This is a genomic window from Caproiciproducens sp. LBM24188, from assembly GCF_054130445.1.
This window is the reverse complement of the sequence record NZ_CP196862.1, coordinates 2,501,872-2,519,124: the sequence shown is the minus strand read 5'-3', so window position 1 is coordinate 2,519,124 and position 17,253 is coordinate 2,501,872. Positions and strand designations below refer to the sequence as shown.

The window sequence follows — 17,253 nt, the reverse complement described above, 5'->3', positions numbered from 1 at the left end:
CGGTCTCGTGAAGATAAGCTTAAATTTAGGTGAAATGGATTCTTTTTAAGTTGGAATTTAATTTACCGAATTATAATAACTCCCATAAAAGGAATGGGAGGTCAGCCATGAAACAAAAAATAATGAGAGTTATTCTATCTCATAAGAAAGCGCTTACAATCACGATATCTGTTTTGGTCTTAGGAATTGCCACCTTAACCACGGTTTTACTCTATATCAATCATAAAAGTTCTTCTTCCAGTACGGTTACATACCGTGAATACACAGTGGAAAAAGGGGATGTCACAGTCGGAACCACGGAAAGCGGCACGGTTACGCTGGACGAAGAAACCGTGTCTTTTCCGGTTGATGTGACAATCGATAAAGTCCTTGTCAAATCCGGATATCAAGTCAAGGCGGGCGATACCCTGGTAAAGCTGAACCAGGCCAGTATTGCCAGCGGAACCGCGGACAAAAAGCAAAAACTCGCTGAGGCCAAAACTTCGTTGGAACAGGCAATTGCGGATCAGAAGACAAAATTGAGCTCTGCCAAACTAGCTTATGAGGCAAGCCTGAAAAAAGCGGCAAACGCTTATACGCAGGAATCCCTGACCAAAGCGGAAATTCAAAACAACATCAGCAACGCGCAGTCGACGCTGAATGACGCGAAAACGCAGCTGGCAAAATATCAGGCGCTGCAGTCCAGCTTTGCGGCGGACAATACCAAGCTCACCCAGCTGAAGCAGTGGCGTGATGATGCAAAAACGCAGAAAACCAGCTTTGAAACTCAACTTTCCAATTACAAAGATCAGTATTCTAAGCAGCTGAACACGCTGAGCAGCCTGAAATCCGATATGGAAAACAAATATACCGCCTGGCAGAAAGCAAAATTGTTGGACAATGAAGATGGGGAAGAGGCGGAGTACGACGACGCGAAAGAAGCGTACAACGACTATGCGGACCAAATTTCCAGCATTGTTCAGGGACAAAAGGACCTAGAATCCAAGGTTTCCCTTTATACGGCGGAATATGACAACTATTCCACGGCTTATGATACGTTCAACGAGACCTTTACTAAAAAATACGGAAGCACTTCCACAGCAGATGCTTTGGCGGAAAAGGTTTCTTCGCTTCAGTCCCAGGTAAAGAGTGCCCAGTATGCGCTGGAAAAGGCACAGAAATCCCAAACCGGCAGCCTGAACGACGCTGAGCAGACCCGGCAAAGCAGCTTGAACGAGGGCGATAACGCGGCGACCACCTATAATCTGACGGTCAACCAGCTTGCCGAAGCGGTGACCAACCAGCAGTCAACCTATGACAGCCTGAAGGCAGAGCTGGATGACATTAACAGTGCAATCAACGGGGAAGGAACACTGACCGCGCCGTGTGACGGAACGATTGTTTCCGTAAGCTGCAGCGACGGCAGCAACGTAAAAGCGGACGATGTGATTGTGACCATCGCAAAAACCTCTGATGTCAGCATGTCCATCTCACTTTCGGAGGATGACATTACCAACGTGCAAATCGGTCAGCAGGCACAAATTACACTGTCTGCCTATGATGATGAAACATTTGATGCCACGGTGCAGAGCATTTCTGCTTCTCCCGCGCGTTCCGGTTCCGCATCGGTCAGCTATACCGTTACAGCTAAAATGACCGGAAAAAATACGGAACAAGTCTTTATTGGAATGAGTGGAGAGCTGACGCTAATTCAGAAACAAAAGAAAGATGTTCTGTATGTTCCGAATCAGGCGATTACCTTTGAAAACGGAGTGTCCAGTGTTTTGGTGAAAAAACAGGATGGTACCAGCCAGAAAACCACCGTAACGACCGGATTCTCGAACGGGCGCTATGTAGAGATTACCAGCGGCTTGCAGGAAGGGGAAACCGTTCTGGCGGAAAGCGCGGTGGTAAAATGAGATTCAGCGAGATTCTCCATTTGGTTTGGCTGAATATTAAAGAGAGCAAGACAAAGGTTTTGCTTACCTCGCTCGGCGTTGTGGTTGGTGCAGCCACCATTGTTCTGGTGATTGCCATTGGCCATGGGGGCGAAGTGGATGTTCAGGAACAGTTCAAGACGCTGAATGTCGGTGCGATTGAAGTTTCCGTCAGCACTTCCGCAGATATGGCGGATCAAATGGCCGGCGGTATGATGGGCGGCTTCCCCGGCGGCATGGGTGGTTTTCCCCGCAGCGGTGGCGGAAGCGGAGGGAGTCCCCGTCCCAGCGGTGGTGGCGGAGGCGGCATGGGTGGCTTCCCCAGCGGTGGGCAGTCCAACAACTTCACCCAGGCGCAGCGCGGGGTAACGCTGACCACGACGGACGTCAGCGACATTTTGTCTCTGGTTCCCAACGTATCCTCCGCTTCGCTCATCTCCAGCGGAACCGGTGCGGTACTGACGGATGAACTGGACAGTGAGACCGATGAAACCATTGTGGGCTGTCTGCCGGAGTACCAAAGCATCAGCAACCTCACCCTGTTGGCGGGAGAATTTTTTACGGATGATGATGAGACGAACAAATCAAAGGTTGCCGTCGTTGGATATAATCTGGCGAAAAACCTGTTTGGCGGCGCCTATGCGGCGTATGGAAATGCAATGACGATTGAAGGAAAAACCTATGACGTCGTCGGCGTGCTTGATTCCATGGGCGCGGTTTCCACCGGGACCAGCCCGGATGATTCCATTTACCTGCCGTATTCCACGGCACAGAAATATGTGCTTGGCAACTCCGCCACCCCGAAAATCGTCGCCATCGCCTCGGACGTGAAAGAGGTTGAAACGGTAATGGCCAATATTAAGGCCGTGCTTGCAGATAACTATCCAAAGGGGAATTTCACCTTAACGGACGCGGGCAGCGAAATGGAAGCGGCGACAACCTCTGCCAACACCCTGTCCATGCTGCTGATTGCGGTTGCTGTGATTGTCTTTATTGTTGGCGGAATCGGCATTATGAACGTGCTCTTTGTTTCCGTGAAAGAACGGACGCAGGAAATCGGAATCTTAAAAGCGTTGGGCAGCAGCAAAAAGGAAATTTTAATGCAGTTCCTGATTGAGGCAAACATGATGGGTACGTTCGGCGGAGTGATCGGCGTAATTGCGGGCTTTGCCCTGGTGCCGGTGGTTCGCCTTACCGGCATGACGGTGGAACCGCTGCCTGTCGGCGGTGTGCTCGCCTTGGTGTTCGCCATTGTAACCGGTACTCTGTTCGGCTTTTATCCTGCTTATAAAGCCGCACAGCTTATGCCGATTGAGGCCTTATCGCAGGAATGACAGGAGGAAGCAGCTTATGAAACGGATTCAGAAAGTAATCGGCATCATTTTAATTTTAACCCTGGCCCTTTCTGCTTTGTCAGGCTGTTCTTCACAGAACAGCAAATCCAATGCCGGAACGAACGCAGTGCAGGGCGGACAAAAATATGGAGAAGGCGGAAAGAACGGCTTTCCCGGCAAGTCTATGAACGGCGGTCCTGCGCAAAGCGGCACCGAAGGTGCAAAGAAAAGCGAAAATTCCCAGCCTGCCTCTGGAACGTCCCAGTCTAACCAGATTTTAGGAAAGGTGACCTCTATTGTAGGCAATGAGGTCACCTTGGCACTCGGAACACAATCCGATTCCAGCGACAGCTCATCGCTAACGCTGACCGGGGAAACGAAAACCCTGCTGATTCCGGTTGGACTTACCCTCTCCAAAGGAAACGACCGGATGACACAAAATCCAGGCGGCGGAATCACTTCCGGCAGCGCGGGCAACGGCGCAATGCCGACCGGTGGAATGCCTGCGGGCGGTGGGGAAGGCCTCCCCGGTAATACGGGAACCACCGAAATCAACCGTACCGGCGGTACTTCCACGAAAAAAGCCAACGGCACAACGGGAACCACGGCTACTGCGGTTACGACGCAGCGGTCCAGCGACTTTTCCAGCATTACCAAGGGAATGATTCTTCGCATTACACAGAGAGAGATCAACGGTACGGAAACCGTGGTTCGGGTATCTGTTGTATCGAAATAGAGAAAGGTGCCCGCAATGGAAAAAGTAATTAGCATGAAAGACATCCGAAAATGGTATCAGGTGGGGGAAAACCGGCTGGAGGTGCTGAAATCCATTTCGCTTGACGTGGTGGAAGGCGAGTATTTGGCTATTCTGGGCCCCTCCGGATCCGGTAAAAGCACGTTGATGAATATTATCGGCTGCATGGACCATTTCCAGGAGGGAACTTACTGGCTGACCGGACAGCCGGTTCACGAACTGAACGACGCACAGCTGACCCATCTGCGCAATCAGCAGATCGGATTCATTTTCCAAAAATATCATTTAATCCAAAAGTATGACGTACTTCAGAACACGATGATGCCGCTGCTGATTCGCGGCATGTCGCGAAAACAGGCGGCCGAAATTTCAATGGAAAAACTGACCATGCTGGAAATGGGGGAGCGCGTGCATCACAAGCCGAACGAGCTTTCGGGCGGCCAGCAGCAAAGGGTCGCCATTGCGCGGGCACTGGTTGGCCAGCCAAAACTTCTTTTGGCGGACGAACCGACCGGTGCGCTCGATTCCGCAACCGGAAAAGAAGTATTAAAGCTGTTCAGCCAGCTGCATAAAATGGGCAATACCATTGTAATGATTACCCATGACCTGAAGGTAGCAAGCTATGCGGAGCGGGTCATTAAAATTGTGGACGGCGAACTTTATGAAAACGAAACCTTTGATTCTGAAACCGTGACGGTATGTAAGGAGGGGTAATATGAAACGAGTCAAATCTTTGGTGCTCATTCCATTCCTGACGGTTCTTTTGATCTGTTTTTCAACCACAGCGTTCGCTGATTCGTCGTCAGAGGAAACCAGCACTTCTTCCGTAACACTGAACACTGTAACACTTGGGGAACATTCCAGTTATGTAACCGGTTCATATTTCGGTGTAATCAACGTTGAGGTGGCAGACACCAATGTGGCGGCTGCCACCTCGGATTCGCAGGGAAGAGTGGTAATTACCGCAATAGGAATCGGAACAACAAGAGTGCATTTTTGGTTTAAGTCCGACGCGTTCAGCGGATGGACCAAGGCGACGGTGCCGGTCACTGTTTCCTCTGCTGTCACGGCTTCGTCTTCCAGCACGTCGGAATCCACGCAAGTCGGGCTGATTTTTCCGCAATCGTCGGTCAGTATTGCGAAGGGCGGCGACTATACGCTTTCCAACATCATGCTGAACGGCGGCAATGTACATGCGTCCAGCCTTTTGTGGGTATCCTCTTCCAGCGCGGTTGCCGCGGTTGATTCCACAACCGGAAAGATTACGGCGGTGGAGGCAGGAACCGCAGTGGTTTATGCCATTGACCCCACTTCGCAGGCGGTAGCCAGTTTGAAGGTAACGGTGGACTGAAAATAGGATTGTCAACAGACGAGCCTGAAAGGAAAATTTCTTTCGGGTGGTCCGTTTGTTTTGCCCTTGGTTAACCGCTGATTCCATTACGACTGAATCAGTGGTTGCCTAGTTAATCAAGAGCAATGGTTCTGGTTTGCTTGCGGCCCAATGCAACGAAGAATATGATTACTTGATGGTATAACAAAAAAGAAGCCGATCGCAATGATCGGCTTCTTTCAAATTTGGCGGAGAGGAAGCGACTCGAACGCTCAATGCCTTGCGGCACACCACATTTCCAATGTGGCTCCTTACCAATTAGAATACCTCTCCAAATGGTAATGGTGCTGTAAATCAGACAGCTCTGTTATTATAGCGAATCCCGGACAAAAAATCAACCCCCTATTTAAAATTTATTTTATTTTATTATTTTTCAATGAAATCCAGTGATTTAGACTTGCGCGAACTTAGCCGGTGTTATAATATAGGCATAGATTGAGTGCAATTTTTTACAATTGGGGGTTATTGATTTGAATAGAACGGAAATTTCTGAGTTGTATTCCCGCGCTGAGGAACTGGGCGGTTCATCCGTTTCCGTCTGCGGCTGGGTTCGTACGATCCGAGATTCCAAAGCGCTTGGTTTTATCGAGCTGAATGACGGCAGCTGCTTCAAAGGGGTTCAGATTGTTTTTGAAGCCGATAAAATTGATAATTTTGCAGAAGTCGCAAAATTGAACGTCGGTTCCGCGCTCCGCGTGACCGGAGAACTGATTCTAACGCCGGAAGCAAAACAGCCGTTTGAAATTCACGCGGTAAAGATCGAGGTCGAGGGCTCTTCTACACCGGATTACCCGCTGCAGAAAAAGCGCCATTCGTTGGAGTACCTGCGCACCATCGCACACCTGCGGCCGCGCACCAACACGTTCAGCGCTGCTTTCCGCGTGCGCTCCGCAGCCGCCTATGCCATTCATAAGTTCTTCCAGGAAAACGGCTTCGTCTATGTGCATACGCCGCTTATTACGGGCAGCGACGCGGAAGGAGCCGGGGAAATGTTCACGGTGACCACGCTTGACCCGGACGAGCCTCCCCGTAAAGAAGACGGTTCCGTCGATTACACCAAAGACTTTTTCCAGAAGCACACTTCCCTGACGGTTTCCGGCCAGTTGGAGGCCGAATGCATGGCGATGGCGTTCGGCAAGGTTTATACTTTCGGGCCAACCTTCCGTGCCGAACGGTCCTATACGCAGCGCCATGCCGCGGAATTCTGGATGATTGAGCCGGAAATGGCTTTCGCGGATTTGGAAGATGATATGCGCACGGCGGAAGCCATGATCAAGTATATTATCCGCTATGTTTTGGCAACCTGCCCGGCTGACATTGAATTCTGCAACAAGTTTATCGACACCGGCCTGCTGGAACGCCTGAACCATGTGGCAAATTCCGATTTTGCCCGCGTCACTTATACCGAAGCAATCGAGATTCTGAAAAAGAACAACGACAAGTTCGAATATAAAGTGGACTGGGGAACCGACCTGCAGACTGAACATGAAAAATATCTGACCGAACAAATTTATGGGAAACCGGTCTTTGTGACCGATTACCCGAAGGACATTAAAGCGTTTTATATGCGCCTGAACGACGACGGCAAGACGGTTGCCGCTGTGGACCTTCTGGTTCCCGGCATCGGTGAAATCATCGGCGGAAGTCAGCGCGAGGAGCGCCTTGAGGTGCTGGAGCGCCGTATGAAGGAGCTTGGCCTGAAAGAGGACGACTACTGGTGGTACCTTGATCTTCGCCGTTACGGCGGCACCAAACACGCGGGATATGGCCTTGGCTTTGAACGTATGGTTATGTATCTTACCGGAATTGCTAATATCCGCGATGTTTTGCCGTTCCCCCGTACAACCGGTACGGCGGAATTCTAAGCGCTTTACGCGTAAAAATCAAATAGGAAAGAAGGAGTAAACATCATGTCAATGTGGAAGGAAAGTCTTAAAATCGGCGTGGCATTGATTGACAGCGAGCACAAGGAACTGTGCGACCGGATTGATAATTTGTTCGCAGCCTGCAGCAAAGGCAAGGGGAAAGATGAGATTCTTCAGACGGTGATCTTTCTGGAGGAATACACCCACAAGCATTTTTCTGACGAAGAAAAGCTTCAGCGCAGCAGCGGATATCCGAAGGTTGCCGAGCACAAGGCGATGCATGAGTACTTTACCCAAAAGATTGCGGACCTGAAAAAAGATATTCAGGAAAACGGCGCCTCCGTAGCTGTTGTATCCAAAACCAATTACTTTTTGATGGACTGGCTTCTGAACCATATCCAGAAGGTGGATACGGAACTGGCGCAGTACATTCATTGACCGACCGTTTCTAAAAACTTATAAAAAGAAGGATTCTTCCTGGGGTTCCCAGGGGGAATCCTTCTTTTTGTGCCTTTACCGGAAATACTAAGGAATTGCTGATTTTGTCGTCGGCAAGCAATGTAAAGCTGCGCCCCCACTGGGTCTAAACCGCCCACCTTCAAATGGCTATTATCTGCGGCCTGTGACTGTTTTGTTTTTTTCGCCCTAGTTTTTGGAAACGACTTACGTCGAGATACACAGAAAAAGAACCGGCAGGCCTTTCTAAAACAGCAAAAGTGAGAAAAATGCAAGTATATTTAAATGCACTTGCATTTTTTAAGCGAATATACTAGAATAGTAAAGGTTTTAAACTTATTTTTGCATTTTGTAAAAAGGGGATGCTCATATTGGGGTTTTTGTCAATGTCGGGTTCCGAATTGAAGCAAAAAAAAGCTGAGCTGGAAGAACGCTACAGGGCGTTTCAGGCACAGGGATTAAAGCTGAATATGGCGAGGGGAAAGCCCTCCGTTGCTCAGCTGGAACTATCGATGGGAATGCTGGATATTTTAAATTCCAGATCCGACATGCATGCCTCGACCGGGGATGACTGCCGCAACTATGGTTTGGCGGATGGTCTGCCGGAGCTTCGCAAGCTTTTTGCGGAAATGATGGGTGTGGACGATCACAATATCATTGTTGGGGGCAACTCCAGTTTGAATATGATGTTCGACGCAATTTCCTGTGCGATGACACACGGCTTTGAAGGCTGCGAGCCGTGGGGAAAGCAGGGCAAACTGAAATTCCTTTGCCCTTCGCCGGGGTATGACCGTCATTTTGCCATTACACAGTATTTTGGCTTTGAATTGATTACGGTTCCCATGCTAGAAACCGGCCCCGATATGGACGTTGTGGAACAGCTTGTTGCAAACGACCCAAGCGTAAAGGGAATCTGGTGTGTTCCGAAGTACTCCAATCCGACGGGGCTTACGTATTCCGATGAAACGGTGCGCCGTTTTGCCGCACTGAAGCCCGCGGCGAAGGATTTTCGGATTTTCTGGGATAACGCCTACTGTGTGCATGATCTGAACGATACCCCGGATACGCTGCTGAACCTTTGGGAAGAGTGCCGGAAGTGCCACAGTATCGACCTGCCAATCTTCTTCGCCTCGACCAGCAAAATCACCTTCCCGGGTGCCGGCGTAGCGGCCATGGGTGCCAGCGAGCACAATCTTGCCGTATTCCGGGAGCATTATTCCTTCCAGACCATTGGTCCGGATAAGCTGAATCAGCTTCGGCACATCTATTTCCTGAAAGATATGGACGGCGTAAAGGCGCAGATGAAGCGACATCGTGCCATTCTGGAGCCGAAATTCCGTATTGTGCAGGAAAAACTGGAACAGGAACTCGGCGGAAAAGAGATTGCCTCCTGGTCCAAACCGAACGGAGGCTACTTTGTAAGTGTAAATGTGCTGAACGGTTGCGCAAAGCGGGTCGTTTCCCTCTGTAAGGAGGCGGGAGTGGTGCTGACCGCCGCGGGCAGCTCCTTCCCCTATGGAAAGGACCCGGATGACAGCAATATCCGTGTGGCACCCACGTATCCCCCGGTGGACGAACTGGAAAAGGCAATGGATTTGTTCTGCATTTGCGTACAGCTTGCCGCGTTGGAAAAACTTCAGGCTGCGCAATAAAGTGCAATAATAAAAGAGGGGAGGAGGCTCTCCCCTCTTTTGCTATTGTGCACGAATTATCTTACCAAATCGATTGACTTTTTCTTACAATAACAATATAATTAATTCTGTTACGTTTGTGGATATTAGCGCGTATTCACAGAGAAACTTCATATTGGAGGATATACGCATGAAGCGAGTTGCAAAACCAGTTTTTTTCATCGTCGCCCTCCTCATTCTGTTTTTGTCTTATACCGCAACGTTCGGCATTAAAGGCCAAAACGGAGACAATACCACCACCTACATAAAAGGTGTCAGTGATATCAGATGGGGAATCGACATTAACGGCGGTATTGAGGCTACGTTCAGCCCAGCTACCAAGACAAAGGCAACCAAAGAACAAATTGATTCGGCCAAGTCCATTATCGAGGTTCGCCTGACGTCGAACCACATTACGGACTATGAACTTTATACCGATTACAATAACGACCGTATTATTGTTCGCTATCCTTGGAAGAACGACGAAACATCCTTTGATCCGGAAAAAGCAATTCAGGAGCTTTCCGCTACCGCGTTGCTGACCTTCCGTGAAGGGGATGAATACACCACCACCGAGACCGGCTCGGACGGACAACCCGTCTATAAAACGCCGAAAGGTGACACGGCGAAGAATGTCATACTTCAGGGCAGCGATATTAAGAGCGCGAAAGCTGTCATGACGCAGGACCAGACGACCGGAAAGTCCAACTATGAGGTAAGCCTTGAACTGAACGACAGCGGCGCTAAAAAGTTTGCGGAAGCGACAGAGAAAATGCAGGGCAAGATCATCTCCATCTGGATGGATGATGTGCGCATCTCTAATCCGCGTGTGGACGCTGTGATTACGGACGGAAAGTGCTCGATTCAGGGTACGTTTACCGCGGCGGAAGCTTCGGCTCTTGCCAATAAAATCAACGCAGGCGCTCTGCCGTTTAAGCTGACAACCACAAGCTTCAGCACGATCAATCCGCGGCTTGGTTCCTCGTCGCTGAATGCTATGATGATTGCGGGAATCATCGCTTTCACCTTAATTTCACTGTTTATGCTGTTTGTGTTCCGGGCACCGGGTTTTGTGGCAATCATTGCCCTCGCTGGTCAGACTGCGCTGTCTTTCGCGGCGGTTTCCGGCTACTTCCCGTTTATTAACAGCTTTACCATGACACTGCCCGGTATAGCCGGTATCATTCTTTCCATCGGCATGGGCGTTGACGCCAACATTATTACGGCATCCAGAATTAAGGAAGAACTTTGGGCCGGCAAAACACTGGACGGCGCAATCCAGAAAGGCGACGACAACAGCTTCTGGGCGATTTTCGACGGCAATATTACCGTTATTATTGTTGGATTGCTTCTGATGGGCATTTTTGGTCCAACCAATATTCTGTCCATGATTTTCGGACCTGCCACAACAGGTTCCATCTATTCATTCGGTTACACACTGCTGATCGGCATCGTGGGCAACTTTGTCTTCGGCGTGACGGCTACCCGCCTAATGACCAAGTCTCTTTCCGGGTTTAAGTTTGCACGTCACAAATGGCTGTTTGGGGGTGCAAAAGAATGAAAAAGTTCAATATTCACTTTTATGAAAACCGGAAGATTTATTTTGGCATTTCCATTGCCATTATGGTCATTGGCTTAATCTTCAATATTATTTTTGGTACCAATCTTGACATTCAGTTTACTGGCGGCGCGGTTATTAAGTATTCTTATGCCGGTGAGATCCAGCAGGACGAAGTGGAAAAGATTGTACAGGATACCACCAAAAAGGACGTCAGCGTTGATATTTTGAAAGATGTGAAAGCAGCGGACGGAAAGGGCACTACGAACGAGGTGTCGATTTCTTTCGCGGGCACGGAGTCGATTTCGGTTGACAGCCAGCAGGCAATTGCAAAGGCTCTTTCCGAAAAGTATCCGAATGCAGGCTTCACGGTGGTAGAATCCAGCTCGGTCAACCCGACCATGGGCCACAACTTCTTCCTGAAGTGTTTGGTTGCGGTTGCACTTGCGTTTATTCTGCTGGTTATTTACATTGCCCTGCGTTTCCGCAAAATCGGTGGTACGGCTGCCGGCGTCATGGCAATTATCGCTTTGATCCATGACGTTGTAATGGTTTACTTTACGTTTATCATTTGCCGATTTGGTCTGAACGACAACTTCATTGCGGTTGTTCTTACCATTTTGGGTTACTCCCTGAACGATACGATTATTATTTATGATCGTATTCGTGAAAACCGCAGACTGATGGGCCCGAAAACGCCTTATTCCGTTTTGGTAAACACCAGCATCAACCAGACGCTGACCCGTTCCCTCTATACGGCTGGGTGCACATTCTGTGCGATTGCTGTCGTGTTTATCGTAGGCCAAATTTACGGTCTGACCAGCGTTGTTACCTTTGCACTTCCAATGATGGTGGGCGTTGTTACCGGCGGCTATTCTTCCATTTGCATTGCCGGTCCGCTCTATGTTATGTGGGAAAATCACAAAGCTGCCCAAAAGACTGCTGCATCCAAATAAGCGATTCAGAGTTCGAAAATATCCGGATTTGCTTTTGCAAGTCCGGATATTTTTTGTATATAAAATTAAAAAGTCATTTTTCGGCGATTGATTCGGGACGGTTGTTATACGCCGCTGACGGCGGACGATACTAAGAATGAAGATGTGGTACCCTGAATTTCGGAAGCAGCCTGACTTACCACGTTCTTTCCATAGTCAATCGCGCTGCTCACCATGGATCCCGCAGGGGTGTTGCGGCATCCTGTTAAACTCATTGCCAACAAGGCAGTCGCAGCGATTAGGGCAGCATATTTTTTCATACAAATCCTCCTTTCCAACTTTTATTTTGACCAAGTTATGAAGAGATATGACGGTTTTTCAAAGCCAATTAAAGCCTGAAATTTCCGCGGTAACACCCTTTCTTAAGCGATTTTTTAAAAATGTAAGGAGATTTTCCGTCTGAAATGATGATTGTTTCGGGAAGGATGAGGTACAAAGTTCATCACGTAAAAAATTTGTCATTTTTTTAATTTTAGGTATTGCATTTCGATGCGGAATATGATATTATAACAGAGCTGTTTCGATTACAGCTATGGGGTATTAGCTCAGTTGGGAGAGCGCCACACTGGCAGTGTGGAGGTCAGCGGTTCGAACCCGCTATGCTCCACCAAGTAAAAATCCAGAAACCGTAACGGTTTCTGGATTTTTTTGTTGTAATACGAAAACTCCCGGCTATGCCGGGAGTTCCAAAAAAGCTTTAGCGATGAGTATAGTAAAAAGCCTCCTTTTGATATAATAAAGCTGCGGTCTGCCAACTGCAACAAGACATATCAAAAGGAGGAACATTCGACATGAAGACGAATGACATAGATAGTTTAAACCATACGAGCTGGAATTGCAAATACCACATAGTGTTTGCTCCCAAGTACCGTAGAAAAGTAGCATATGGAAATATGCGGGTTGAGATAGGGAAAATATTAAGAGAACTGTGTAACTGGAAACAGGTGGAAATTGTAGAGGCAGAGGTTTGCCCCGACCATATACACATGTTGGTAAAGATACCACCGAAGATGAGCGTATCCGGATTCGTAGGGTTTCTCAAAGGGAAAAGCACCTTGATAATTTTTGAGAGGCATGCAAATTTGAAATACAAATATGGAAATCGTACATTCTGGTGCAGGGGATATTTTGTAGACACGGCAGGAAAGAATGACAAAGCAATAGCCGAGTATATCAAAAATCAACTGGCAGAAGACCAGATTGAAGACCAGATGACGCTAAAGGAGTACGTCGACCCGTTTACGGGTAGCAAGTAACAAGCTTTTGCAATTGGCAGACCGTACCAGCGCCTTGAGGCGCCGCCAGAAAAACAGGGCTTTGCCCGCATATGAAGAACCCCCGGCTTTGCCGGGGGGTAACTATTTACCGCCGAAATTTTGGAAAACTCAATGTCAATCGTTTGAATCGCCGAAGATGAAAGTGATAAAAAAGCGGTGTTTTTAATGAATTAATGTTGGGTAAAATTGCAACAAAGCAATCGAAAGGGCTTGCTGCCTGTGAATAAGGCAGCAAGCCCTTTCTTTACTTTACTTTATTTTCTACTACGATTTCTGCGGAGACCCTGTTCGATTAAGCGTTCGTTGCTCTGCTTCCCGTAAGCTCGGTCGAACAGCAATGCCGCTTCCACAATTCCAGCAGGTTACGATTTGCCTGATTGTTTTTCCGGTTTGCTGCGTTGGATACAAACAGGTTCCCATACATTGCAGGGAATTCCCCGCAGACGTCCATTCCAACCACTTTATGGCCTTCGGCAACCGCGCAAAAAGCCTTTGAAAATTGATGCAGATCCAGCACACCCTGGTCCCAATTTGTCCATGCGACGCTTTTGCTGAATACGTCCTTATCAACGGAGAAGTAGACCGGATAAGGAATGCCCTGTTCCAGTTCCCAAAGCCAATCGGTTTTCTCAGAAATGACGGTGCGGGGGAAAAGCGTTACAGGATTGGAATTTGGCAGTTCCGTCCATTTAGAATCGTCTACGCCTACCAAAACGACCTGTTTCAGGTGCGGTAACTGTTCCTCAGCCTGCCGCAGCCAGTTCCCGCAGGAAAGCAGGCTGCCAAAGGCAGGGCACTGCATGTCGCTGTGATGATCAAATAGCACAAGCGCAAAATCTTCCCGGATTTTTTCCATCAGAAAAAGCGCGATGTAGTGATAGTTCCCGGAACCGAGAAAGGCAAGTACTGGTTGGTTAATGTTTTGAATACGCTTCCGTAATTGATTCTGTGCTTGTGTATCGCAATAGGCACAGACCCCGGTCATATGGTCTTTCGATATCCATCGGCATTTTTCCTGCCGGTAGAAATCTTGCGTTCGATAGACCCCGTCGAAATCCAGCAGCAATAGGGTGCTTTCCATTCCTAATCGGGCCTCCAAACAAAAGTGCCGGGAAGTATATCGGAGGGACCGACGATACACTTCCCGGCATTGTCCTATATGAATTGACCAACGCTGGTGCATTGGCTGTGTGGGTCGGCCACAGATTCCTAATAGGAATCGGCCTTCGGATATCTTGAACGGAAGCTCCTCCTTTTCCGTCCTATAACCAAACTTGATATCCCTGTACAAAATACCCGGCATTTCTGCCTTTGCGGTGATTTCATGTTGGGCTAAAACCTACAACATCGAAAGGGTCACATTTGAAAGGGCTACCAGAAAGCAGAACCGTTGCTTCTCATTACCTCGAATTTCCAAGCAATCATAGGCAACAACTCCTTGCTTTTGATTTGATTATATATATCCAAAGGCTAGCACTCACGGCCCACAAGTGCTAACTCTATATATTCTATATAGCACTCACTTTTCAAAATGTCAATACCTTTCTCGAAAAATTTTTACTCTCTTAGCAAATTCCGGTGTGATTTTGACTGTAAAATAATTTGCAATACAAATTTGAAGAAACGGTGAGCGTTCAAAAGATTGATTGGAATATTTTTACAAAACGGATTTATTTCAATCATTTTGGCGGAATTTCAAAGTTGCCAATCGTGTGAAGTGAGGTTAACATAATATTAATATTAGCACTCAATATTAATGAGTGCTAAACAAGTGCGCCTTTTAGCCTGTTCTATATAAACAAAGAAAGCCGGATTGATAAGGGGAAAACGGTACTTCAAACAAACACCTGAATGAAGCGATTAAGATTACCGGGTTTTACAGTTGCTAAGTGAAGTGACCGTAAAGCTCGGTGATTTTTACCATTCATACAGCATCATAGACGAAGGGAAGGAACGAAATGGCTCATTTTGAAACGCGGCTGAGAGCCGGTGAAAATACCTACAAAGAACTTTTCCGACGCTATCCCTACAACCCCATCCTGACGGCCAAGGACTGGCCGTACCCGGTGAACGTGGTGCTTAACCCAGCGGCAACCATGTTTCAAGGGAAGGTGCTGCTGCTTGCCCGCGTGGAGGATCGGCGCGGGTTCTCCCATTTGACAAAGGCAGTCAGTGACGACGGCATCAGTAACTGGGTGATCGACAAGTATCCCACCCTTGCACCGGACCCGGACTATCCGGAAGAATCCTGGGGCATTGAGGACCCACGCATCACCTACATACCGGAGCTGAAAAAATACGCCGTCCTTTACACCGCCTATTCACAATCCGGTGCGGTTGTAAGCCTGGCGTTGACGGAGGATTTTGAACACTTCGAGCGGCTGGGCGCCATTATGCCGCCGGAGGATAAGGATGCGACGATTTTTCCGCGCCGGTTCGGTGATCGCTGGATGTTGATTCACCGGCCCATCGAGCGCGGTGCGAACATCTGGATATCCTGCTCCAACAACCTCCGGTATTGGGGGGACCATACGATTCTGATTAATTCGCGCGGCGGAAGCTGGTGGGATGGCTGGAAAGTGGGTGTCTGTGCACAGCCTCTCGAAACGCCGGAGGGCTGGCTGATCCTATACCACGGTGTCCGGCAGACAGCGTCCGGCGCACTCTATCGTTTAGGCCTCGCGCTGTTGGACCGCGACAATCCGCTGAAGGTGCTTCACCGCAGCGACGAATGGGTTTTCGGTCCGCAGGAGGTTTACGAAAAGGAGGGCGATGTGCAGGATGTGGTCTTCCCTTGCGGCTGGGTACTGGACAAGGAAACCAGCCAGCTTAAGATATACTACGGCGCTGCAGATACCTGCATTGCGCTGGCAACTGCATCCCTGAACGAAGTGCTTGACTATATCCGCAGCTGCCCGGTACCTTAGCAGCCTCACATCATTTCGAATCAATCATTGGGACGTAAAAGGAGGAATACAAATGAAAGCACTATTTCTGGTGGGCGGCCTTGGAACACGGCTCCGCCCGCTGACCGACCGGACCCCGAAACCGATGGTGCCAGTGATGGGAAGGCCGCTGCTGGAGCGGAATATGGAAGCTCTGAAGCAGCACGGAATCGATGAAATTGTGCTGAGCACTTGTTATCGTCCGGAGGTCATTGAACAATATTTCGGCGACGGGTCGGATTTCGGCCTGAAGATCGATTATGTCTGCGAAGAATTCCCGCTTGGAACGGGCGGCGCAATTAAAAACTGCGAGAAATATTTTGATGATACGTTCTTTGTGTTCAATGCCGACATCCTGAGCAACATTAATTTCAGTGAGATGCTTCGCTACCATAAGCGAAAAAAAGCGGACGTTACCATCGCAGTGACGCGGGTTGAAAACCCCTCTGCCTATGGTGTGATTGAATACGATGCCGACGGATATGCTTATCTGTTTAAAGAAAAGCCGGCGCCGCATGAGGTGGTCTCCCACTTCATCAACGCAGGTGCTTACCTCTTTGAACCCTCGGTACTGCGGCGGATTCCTGCCGGAAGGCCGGTGTCGGTTGAGCGGGAGGTCTTTCCGAATCTGCTTGAACAAGCGCGGAAGATCGCCGTCTATAAGGGCTGCAACTATTGGCTGGATATTGGAACACCGGAAAAATATATTCAGGCCCACAAGGATATTTTTGAAGGGCAGCTTCACCTGCCGGAGATGAACTTCCATGAGCGTGCCGTATACAGCGGGCCAGGCACCCACATCAGCGGTACTGCCGTGCTGCGGGGCCCGGTCTATCTTGGCCGCAATGTGCGAATTGAAGCCGGAGCGACCGTGGGCCCCCATGTGGTAATCGGGGACAACAGCCTCATCGGGAAAAAATGCAAAATTGCCAACAGTATTTTGTGGAACGACGTAGTTCTGGAGGATAGCGCCAACCTGTCGGAATGCATTGTGACCGATGCGAGCATTGTGGACGGCACGTCAAGGATGAAGCATGTTATCTATACGCCGGAAATGATTAAAGCAGCCAAACATTTGGCCATCTGATAAATT

The 17,253-nt window shown here is 48.8% G+C and carries 14 protein-coding genes, 2 tRNA genes and 1 pseudogene; 14 read left to right on the top strand and 3 right to left on the bottom strand.

The genetic code is table 11. From position 1 onward, the window contains the following. The first annotated feature begins 107 nt into the window (after positions 1–107). From ACSVDI_RS11895 to ACSVDI_RS11875, 5 genes are read left to right on the top strand one after another with little or no spacing between them, the layout of a single operon-like run. Positions 108–1,898, top strand: a complete 1,791-nt coding sequence (locus tag ACSVDI_RS11895) for an efflux RND transporter periplasmic adaptor subunit (protein WP_457943172.1) — start codon at positions 108–110, stop codon at positions 1,896–1,898. Beyond that, the gene (locus ACSVDI_RS11890) at positions 1,895–3,250 is read left to right on the top strand and encodes an ABC transporter permease (protein WP_457943170.1); all 1,356 of its coding nucleotides are present in this window, start codon (positions 1,895–1,897) and stop codon (positions 3,248–3,250) included. The genes ACSVDI_RS11895 and ACSVDI_RS11890 overlap by 4 nt, the downstream gene beginning before the upstream one ends. 16 nt (positions 3,251–3,266) lie before the next feature. Next, entirely contained in the window at positions 3,267–3,986 is a 720-nt protein-coding gene (locus ACSVDI_RS11885; RefSeq protein WP_457943168.1) for a hypothetical protein, read from the top strand. A 15-nt stretch (positions 3,987–4,001) separates the two neighbouring features. Next, positions 4,002–4,718, top strand: a complete 717-nt coding sequence (locus tag ACSVDI_RS11880) for an ABC transporter ATP-binding protein (RefSeq protein ID WP_457943166.1) — start codon at positions 4,002–4,004, stop codon at positions 4,716–4,718. A 1-nt stretch (position 4,719) separates the two neighbouring features. Continuing rightward, on the top strand, positions 4,720–5,355 hold the full coding sequence (locus ACSVDI_RS11875) for a pilus assembly protein N-terminal domain-containing protein (protein WP_457943164.1): 636 nt from the start codon (positions 4,720–4,722) through the stop codon (positions 5,353–5,355). A 225-nt stretch (positions 5,356–5,580) separates the two neighbouring features. Here ACSVDI_RS11875 and ACSVDI_RS11870 read toward each other — a convergent pair. Further along, positions 5,581–5,667: transfer RNA gene (locus tag ACSVDI_RS11870), tRNA-Ser, on the bottom strand. A 212-nt stretch (positions 5,668–5,879) separates the two neighbouring features. On the opposite strand from ACSVDI_RS11870, the gene asnS reads away from it, so the two are divergent. The 5 genes and pseudogenes from asnS to secF all read left to right on the top strand — a co-directional run. Beyond that, positions 5,880–7,259: an asparagine--tRNA ligase gene (asnS, locus tag ACSVDI_RS11865; protein ID WP_457945643.1), complete on the top strand. Its 1,380-nt coding sequence runs from the start codon at positions 5,880–5,882 to the stop codon at positions 7,257–7,259. A gap of 45 nt (positions 7,260–7,304) precedes the next feature. Further along, positions 7,305–7,697: a bacteriohemerythrin gene (locus tag ACSVDI_RS11860; protein WP_457943162.1), complete on the top strand. Its 393-nt coding sequence runs from the start codon at positions 7,305–7,307 to the stop codon at positions 7,695–7,697. 404 nt (positions 7,698–8,101) lie between these two features. Continuing rightward, positions 8,102–9,367, top strand: a complete 1,266-nt coding sequence (locus tag ACSVDI_RS11855; protein ID WP_457943160.1) for an aminotransferase class I/II-fold pyridoxal phosphate-dependent enzyme — start codon at positions 8,102–8,104, stop codon at positions 9,365–9,367. A gap of 169 nt (positions 9,368–9,536) precedes the next feature. After that, positions 9,537–10,946: a preprotein translocase subunit SecD gene (locus ACSVDI_RS11850; protein WP_457943159.1), complete on the top strand. Its 1,410-nt coding sequence runs from the start codon at positions 9,537–9,539 to the stop codon at positions 10,944–10,946. Next, positions 10,919–11,803: pseudogene (secF, locus tag ACSVDI_RS11845) on the top strand (protein translocase subunit SecF); the annotation flags it as partial. The gene ACSVDI_RS11850 and the pseudogene secF, both read left to right, overlap by 28 nt. Positions 11,804–12,003: 200 nt before the next feature. Here the strand turns inward: secF and ACSVDI_RS11840 are convergent. Further along, positions 12,004–12,198, bottom strand: a complete 195-nt coding sequence (locus tag ACSVDI_RS11840; RefSeq protein WP_457943158.1) for a hypothetical protein — start codon at positions 12,196–12,198, stop codon at positions 12,004–12,006. 274 nt (positions 12,199–12,472) lie between these two features. Between ACSVDI_RS11840 and ACSVDI_RS11835 the strand changes: the two genes are divergently transcribed. Together ACSVDI_RS11835 and tnpA are read left to right on the top strand one after the other, a co-directional pair. Then, positions 12,473–12,548 (top strand) — tRNA-Ala (locus ACSVDI_RS11835). A gap of 181 nt (positions 12,549–12,729) precedes the next feature. Next, positions 12,730–13,194, top strand: a complete 465-nt coding sequence (tnpA, locus tag ACSVDI_RS11830; RefSeq protein ID WP_457942767.1) for an IS200/IS605 family transposase — start codon at positions 12,730–12,732, stop codon at positions 13,192–13,194. 313 nt (positions 13,195–13,507) lie between these two features. Here the strand turns inward: tnpA and ACSVDI_RS11825 are convergent, their stop codons facing one another. Next, entirely contained in the window at positions 13,508–14,296 is a 789-nt protein-coding gene (locus ACSVDI_RS11825; RefSeq protein WP_457943156.1) for an arginase family protein, read from the bottom strand. 877 nt (positions 14,297–15,173) lie between these two features. On the opposite strand from ACSVDI_RS11825, the gene ACSVDI_RS11820 reads away from it, so the two are divergent. Then, a complete protein-coding gene (locus ACSVDI_RS11820; RefSeq protein ID WP_457943155.1) occupies positions 15,174–16,142 on the top strand; it encodes a glycoside hydrolase family 130 protein in 969 nt (322 codons plus the stop codon). 52 nt (positions 16,143–16,194) lie between these two features. Further along, positions 16,195–17,247 (top strand): sugar phosphate nucleotidyltransferase, encoded by a 1,053-nt coding sequence (locus ACSVDI_RS11815; RefSeq protein WP_457943153.1) that lies wholly within the window; start codon positions 16,195–16,197, stop codon positions 17,245–17,247. The last annotated feature ends 6 nt before the right edge of the window (positions 17,248–17,253 follow it).